Genomic DNA, 2815 nt, shown 5'->3' on the forward strand with positions numbered 1-2815 from the left:
GGTAAGGTCTGCTCCAACTGTCTCAGCATGAGACATTATAGGCCGATGGCCGGTGGTTGGGTAGAGCTGGGCAAAGCCGTTCTAGGTGTGGCGTTAGTGGAAAGGGATGAAGGTCGCGGTTGGACATTGACGACCGTGACGACCGTACGCAGGTAATTGATGACGGTACGGATGTTGCGCTGGATGCGCCGCAGTGTAACCGTCATGGTTCGGTTCCCTTGTTGTTTTTTTCGGCGAGTAGTGCCAGTCCGTGTGCGGTGAGCCGATAACGTTGCTTGCTGCTGCGCGGCTTGTCCGGTTGGGTCATCTCGATCACACCCGCCGCGAGTGCCGGGAGCAAGTAGGTATCCCGGAAGTGCTCCTCGTGCCTCAAACGCAGTGCATCCTGGATTTCCAGGCGTTTCATCTCTCCAGACATCACGGAGATGAGTCTGTGGACTTCCCCGGTGACTTCCCCGGTGACTTCCGTCACGCCCATCCCTGCCGATTCTACGACTCGGTTGTTCGGCTCGGGCCTGTGCACGATGACCTTGAACTGGTTGCCGCGTCGATCGTCGATCAACTCGATCTTCGGCCATGCGGCTGTGGCGCGGGGAATGCCGCTGCCCAACCCGTGGTAGGGCAGCATATGAAAGGCGTGCGATGCTAGTGCCGGATTGCGCAGATTGGATAAGCCATAGCGGATTTGCTCGGTATCCAGGTGGTTGGGCAGATGACCGGGGCTGATGATCTCCACTCGGTCAGCAAAGATCAGCAGGCGGATAGGTGCGCTGATGAAGTAGTCGCGATGCACCAGTGCGTTGACCAGCAGTTCCTCGAATACATCTTCGGGCACTTCGAGCATTCCGGGACTGTTGAAGCCCCGCTCGCCCTGCACATGACGCAGGTTGCGCTTGATGAAGGCGATACCTCGCCGGTATTGCTCTGGCAGGCTGCCGTCGAGGTCTTCGCTGTCCAGGTAGCGGCTGTCATGCAGCACGGTACCGGGAAAGGCGACAGCTTTAATAACGAATGCTGGTTTCAGGATCTGCGGCGCTTTACCGAACAGCAGCAAGCCTGCCAGATTGGGTACACCATAGCGGGCCAAGTTGAGATTTTGCAGTAGCTGCGACAGGGACTGGCCGGTGGCTTCGGCCGGTTTGCGGTAGCGCTGGCTGAAATACTGGGCAAATGTCACTGCATCTATGTCGTCAACCGTTGCCGGGCGAGCGGGCACTTCGTCGGCATAGACCAGCCCGGCGGCCTGAAACAATCGCTGCATTTCTTCGCGCGCGGTGACGTGGCGCTTGTCGGCACCGCTTTTGACCCAGATGCGGCCTTGGGTATCCACATATGGTTTGTTCAAGCCCTCAGCCACGGTGATAACCATGACAAGACCGTGTACGGTTTGGACGTTGTCCGAGACAGGATTGATTGGCGGACGCACATTTTGCGAAGCTGTGTTGGACAGCAATTGGTTGAGCCGGGCTACGTCCGCTGACGTGAGCCCCGTGATCTGTCCGTTATCCGCCACACCCACACACAACTGGCCGCCCATGCTGTTGGCAAACGCGATGAACTCCGCTGCCAGCGCGTCGGCGTTGGTGAAATCGCGCTTGAACTGGTGCTGGCTGTCCTCGCCGCGCGCCAACGTTTGCAGGAGTTCGGCCTCGGTCATGGGTTCGCTCGATCACAAAACCCGGCTTGGTGGGGTCGTTGCCCGTGCAGCACTCGTTCAAGAAGGTATCGAAATGCTTGCGCAAGTCCTTCGGAATGGCCGGCGAGCCGCCGTACAGCGGCGCCTGCTTGATCTCGCAGCCCTTGACCGAGATTTTTTCCAGCCCCCCAAGCATCGTGCTTGAACGGGTCTTTCAGGTTCTCCGCCACCAGGGTTTGCTGCCAGATGGCTACCGATTGGTCCAGGTCATCGTCCAATTCGCGCAGCAGCCTGGTTTTGCCTCTCTCACTGACCAACAAGATCAATTTACTGTTGAGATCACCGATACCGCCGATGAGTCGTTTGATCGCTGTCAGTTTGGTTGGGTTCTCAATAGACCATGGCGCAGACATTGTGACTAAGCTCCAATTCATACCTCTTTTAAATGCCTCAACATCCATGTGACGTTGCGTGGATGTAGGCCCTATCCTACCATGAGTCGAGCAGGATGGGCGCTAACGTCTGAACGGCATTATCACAGGAAGGATGCCATGCGAGAACACCGTTAACTGCCCGCTTCGTGGTATCGATACCTCCATTCCTGCATTTCAGGACACCTCGACCAAATCCGCGGACCGTCGTGATCGACGGGGATATCACTGCTGTTGGTGAGCTTGTTCATGATCTCAATAGCGTGGGCCGACTCATAGGCGTCCTGCGGATAGGGACGCATGCCATCCACCGCGCCCTGAATGGTGGCACAGAAGTCCTGATACATGGCATGCGGGGTCCTGACCAGGCTCTATGAAGTAGCGGTGGTCGTCCGGATCATCGGGAATATCCGTAGAGAGAAAGATGCCGCAGCCGTTGATAACGATGAACAGAACGTCCACCGGTTCGCCATTGTGATCGGCAAGGGTGAGCGACGCGTCGATGTTGTGCTTGCGGGCGTTTTTGCCTTTAGGCTTTCGTGGGAATGGGCGTACGTTCGTCATGATGTGAAATCCACCTCACTTCCGGGGAGCTGGTAGGTGGAGCAGGGGAAGAATTGATTTTTGTATGCAACAAGCTGCCAATCCGCCAAAATCCGCTATATGATCGGCGTGTAAGCAGAAAGGAACGTCCATGTTGCACTGGATCACCGACAGCCGCACCGGTTTCGTTGCGTTACTGATGGTC

4 protein-coding genes and 1 pseudogene are annotated in these 2815 nt (G+C 56.9%); 1 reads left to right on the forward strand and 4 read right to left on the reverse strand.

Annotated elements, in window-relative coordinates:
* Positions 1–35: 35 nt before the first annotated feature.
* The 4 genes and pseudogenes from M7R55_RS10815 to M7R55_RS10830 all read right to left on the reverse strand — a co-directional run bounded on the left by M7R55_RS10815 (position 36) and on the right by M7R55_RS10830 (position 2414).
* Positions 36–206: a hypothetical protein gene (locus M7R55_RS10815; protein ID WP_298220429.1), complete on the reverse strand. Its 171-nt coding sequence runs from the start codon at positions 204–206 to the stop codon at positions 36–38.
* Positions 203–1657, reverse strand: a complete 1455-nt coding sequence (locus M7R55_RS10820; protein WP_298220431.1) for a Fic family protein — start codon at positions 1655–1657, stop codon at positions 203–205. The genes M7R55_RS10815 and M7R55_RS10820 overlap by 4 nt, the downstream gene beginning before the upstream one ends.
* Before the next feature lie 67 nt (positions 1658–1724).
* Positions 1725–1832: pseudogene (locus M7R55_RS12290) on the reverse strand (hypothetical protein); the annotation flags it as partial.
* 369 nt (positions 1833–2201) lie between these two features.
* Positions 2202–2414, reverse strand: a complete 213-nt coding sequence (locus M7R55_RS10830; RefSeq protein WP_298220434.1) for a hypothetical protein — start codon at positions 2412–2414, stop codon at positions 2202–2204.
* Here M7R55_RS10830 and M7R55_RS10835 point away from each other — a divergent pair.
* The gene (locus M7R55_RS10835) at positions 2413–2667 is read left to right on the forward strand and encodes a hypothetical protein (RefSeq protein ID WP_298220436.1); all 255 of its coding nucleotides are present in this window, start codon (positions 2413–2415) and stop codon (positions 2665–2667) included. The genes M7R55_RS10830 and M7R55_RS10835 overlap by 2 nt on opposite strands.
* The last annotated feature ends 148 nt before the right edge of the window (positions 2668–2815 follow it).

Origin of the sequence: Halothiobacillus sp. (assembly GCF_027346185.1) — a bacterium.
In the GTDB taxonomy this organism is placed as follows: Bacteria; Pseudomonadota; Gammaproteobacteria; order Halothiobacillales; family Halothiobacillaceae; genus Halothiobacillus.